Consider the following 3,791-nt stretch of genomic DNA (forward strand, 5'->3'; position numbering starts at 1 on the left):
CACGGAAGTTAAGCTCTTCAGCGCCGATGGTAGTTAGGGGCTTCCCCTTGTGAGAGTAGGACGTTGCCAGGTACCTTGAGAAAAAGATCAGTAGAAATACTGGTCTTTTTTTTGTCAATTTCTCCTTATGCATCAATAAGCTCTTTAAAACAAAATAAACCTTAAAGTACGAAAACCTCTTTTATATGTGAAAAATCAAACAGAACTTATTAATTAACAAACAAAATGACATTAATGATTAAAAGTAAGTTTACATAAGTATTGCTGCGGTCACTAAGTAGGAATAATTGGTCTTTTTAAAATAAACTAAGAATTAAATGGAATTTTAGGTATTTTTCCCATGATTTTGCAGATGTTATAGAAAGGATAATAAATGTTAGTTAAATAATAGGAGTGTAAGTGTTGTTAATCAACTATTTAAAATCTGAAAAATGGTTAATAATTATTAGTTTTATTATAATTGCTATCTATTTGTCACCACTTTATATATTGGGAGAGGATGCACACATCCGTGTCCACGATAACTTGGATTCAAACTTAGCTTGGTATAAGGTACTAAGTGAAAGTGGCCAACTTACTGGTGCAATTGATGCTGTAGTCCCACAAGTGATTAATGGATTACCTAGAAATGCATATGGAACAGAGTTTAGTTTAATTGTCTGGTTATATGCTTTATTTCCAACTATGATAGCTTATGCATTAAGTCAAACAATTACAAGAGTATTTGCGTTTATTGGAATGTATTTTTTACTGAAAGACCATATAAACAAGGAAAAGGGTTTATGTTTTATTAATGTTGGAGTTGCATTGGCATTCTCATTAACTCCATTTTGGCCATCGGGTATGCTAAGTACATTAGGAATGCCTTTAGCTTTATGGGCATTGCTACATATAAGAAATGGGACAAAATCTTGGAAGTACTATTTGGTATTAACATTACTTCCGTTTTACTCAAGTATTGTCCTAGGCTTCTTCTTTTTTTTATTTGCAATGGGGGTTATATGGATAATTGATATTGTTAAGGGGAAACGGAGTTTTGCGTTTCTATTAGCTATTATTTATATGACTATTATCTTTATGGTAGTAGAATACCGATTAGTTTTCTCGTTTATATTTGATGATGAACCAAATAGTCGAGATGAGTACTTTCACGCAAGGTTATCTTTTTGGAGAGCTATACGGTTAACGTTTAAGAATTTTGTATTAGGCCATACCCATGTTATGACTGTACATGGACTTTTTATCTTAGTCCTTTTGTTTCTCTCACTTTATATAGTTTTTTCCAAAAGGGTTTGGAAGGAAGAACGTTTGTTCATCAAACTCTTAATCCTAAACTTTTTGCTATCTGCATGGTATGCCTTTTGGTTTTATAAAGGATGGCTACCATTAACAAAAAAGTTTCACTTTATGGATACTTTTAACTTTGCCAGGTTTCAATTTTTAAGACCGCTAGTTATATACGTAGGATTTGCTTTAGGATTAAAGATTGTTTGGACTCATTATAGAAGTTTAAGACCTTTGGCTATATTCTTATTGGTATCTCAACTCCTCTTGTTAATGTGTTTCAATGATGAAGTAATCTATCGTAATAAGCCAACCGTTAAAGAATTCTACTCAGTTGAGTTATTTGAAAATATTAAAGAATATATAGGAAAGCCACAACATGAATACAGAGTTGCAAGTATAGGTATACACCCTGCAATTGCTCAATATAACGGGTTTTATACAATCGATACGTATAATAACTTTTATCCACTTACTTATAAGTATGCATTTAGAAAAATTATAGCAAATGAATTAGATAAAAATAACACGATTAGAACTTACTTTGATGAGTGGGGAGGTCGATGTTATATATTTACTGATGAGTTAGGTAAGCATTATATGTTTAAAAAGAATACAAAAAAGACATTAAAGAACTTAGATTTGAATATTGACGCTTTTAAGAGTTTAGGGGGAACACATATATTCTCAGCTGTGAAAATAGAAAATGCAGCCGAAAATAAACTTGAGTTAGAAAAAACATTTGATTCTAAGTCATCAGCTTGGAAAATCTATTTATATAAAGCGATGGATATAACTAGGAGGTAATCATGTGTGTAAGCCAGTGCTAACAATCGTCGTTCCTTGCTATAACGAAGAAGAGGTACTTCCTGAATCAATGATACAAATTAGTGATATGTTAACAAATCTTATTGAAGAAAAGATTATCTCTGAGGACAGTAAAGTGTTATTTGTAGATGATGGTAGTAGAGATATGACATGGACGATGATTTATAAAGAGACTTTAAAAAACAAACATATCCACGGATTAAAATTATCTAGAAACGTTGGGCACCAGAATGCATTATTAGCAGGTCTATTTGCAGCAAAGACATCATCAGATTGTGTCATTTCAATTGATGCTGATCTTCAAGATGATATTTATAAATTTAAGGATTTTATTGATAAATATAATGAAGGTCATGATATTGTGTATGGTGTAAGAAGGAAACGTGATACTGATTCAATATTTAAAAAGAGAACAGCTGAAACATTTTATAAATTAATGGGTAAGTTAGGAGTAAATATCATTTATAATCATGCTGATTACAGGTTAATGAGTAAAAGAGCAATAAATGAACTTGAAAAATTTGAAGAAGTGAATTTATTTCTAAGGGGAATTGTCCCACTAATCGGATTTTCTTCTACTACTGTATACTACGATAGAAAAGAGAGACTTGCAGGAACAACTAAGTACCCGTTGAAAAGAATGTTGTCTTTTGCATTTGAGGGAATTACCTCTTTCTCAGTCACTCCGATACGATTTGTCTTAGTTGTTGGTCTAATATCATTTTTTATCAGCTTGATGTTTGGTGCATATTTTATAACTCTAAAGTTATTAGGAAACACTGAAACTGGATGGACGTCATTGATTACTTCGATTTGGCTAATAGGGGGCCTCCAATTGATAGCTATAGGACTGATTGGAGAATATGTAGGGAAAATATACAAAGAATCTAAACGTAGACCTAAGTATATAGTAGATATAGATACATTAAACTTAACCAATCAAATAAAAGAAAGGGAACTAGACGTTGATAATTTTGAGCCTGATTTTGGAAAACTACCTGAATCGAATTAGTATATTTAGTCGATTCTTATTAGTAGGGATATTAAATACTTGTATTGGTTTAAGTATTGTATTTTTAAGCTTACATGCATTGAACATGTCTTATTGGTCCTCTACATTATTAGGAAATAGTGTGGGGGCTTGTTTTAGTTATATTCTAAATAGAAACTTTACTTTTGGAAGTAACGTTAAAAATAGTAGAGCAATGGTATTATTCTTTTTTGTAGTATCTGCAAGCTATTTAATTGCATATCAAATTGGATACCATAGTTTATTAATTGTAGCTGAGAAATATAGTTTTATTACAGAAGATATATTGATTGTAATAGCTGCAATGCTATATACTTGCTTAAATTACTTCGGTCAAAAATTTATAGCTTTTAAAAGAGATAATTGAGGAGTTAAAGAGAAAATATAATAATTCATTAAAAAAGGTTGACTTATTTTAAAAAACAACGTAAAATATATTCTTGTCGGGTTGAGGACTTCCGAAAAATATTATTTCAGAAAAATAATTTTAAAAGTTGTTGACACGATAATTGATAAATGTTATATTAATAAAGTCGCTTCTGAGAGAAGATGACAATGAATGTTCTTTGAAAACTAAACAAAACCAAGCGTGCCAACGTTAATTTTTATTAACAACAAACGTACATTATATGTACACGAAACAATTGAG

3 protein-coding genes and 1 rRNA gene are annotated in these 3,791 nt (G+C 30.8%); all 4 read left to right on the forward strand.

All coding sequences use genetic code 11. From position 1 onward, the window contains the following. A 5S ribosomal RNA gene (gene rrf / locus J2S19_RS23805) occupies positions 1 to 72 on the forward strand; the annotation flags it as partial. Positions 73 to 402: 330 nt separating this feature from the next. Beyond that, a complete protein-coding gene (locus tag J2S19_RS23515) occupies positions 403 to 2,091 on the forward strand; it encodes a DUF6044 family protein (protein ID WP_307347308.1) in 1,689 nt (562 codons plus the stop codon). Positions 2,092 to 2,095: 4 nt separating this feature from the next. Further along, entirely contained in the window at positions 2,096 to 3,124 is a 1,029-nt protein-coding gene (locus tag J2S19_RS23520; RefSeq protein ID WP_307347310.1) for a glycosyltransferase family 2 protein, read from the forward strand. Further along, a complete protein-coding gene (locus J2S19_RS23525; protein ID WP_307347313.1) occupies positions 3,099 to 3,509 on the forward strand; it encodes a GtrA family protein in 411 nt (136 codons plus the stop codon). Before J2S19_RS23520 ends, J2S19_RS23525 begins: the two co-directional genes overlap by 26 nt. Positions 3,510 to 3,791 lie beyond the last annotated feature (282 nt).

This window comes from Metabacillus malikii (genome assembly GCF_030813355.1).
Taxonomy (GTDB): domain Bacteria; phylum Bacillota; class Bacilli; order Bacillales; family Bacillaceae; genus Metabacillus; species Metabacillus malikii.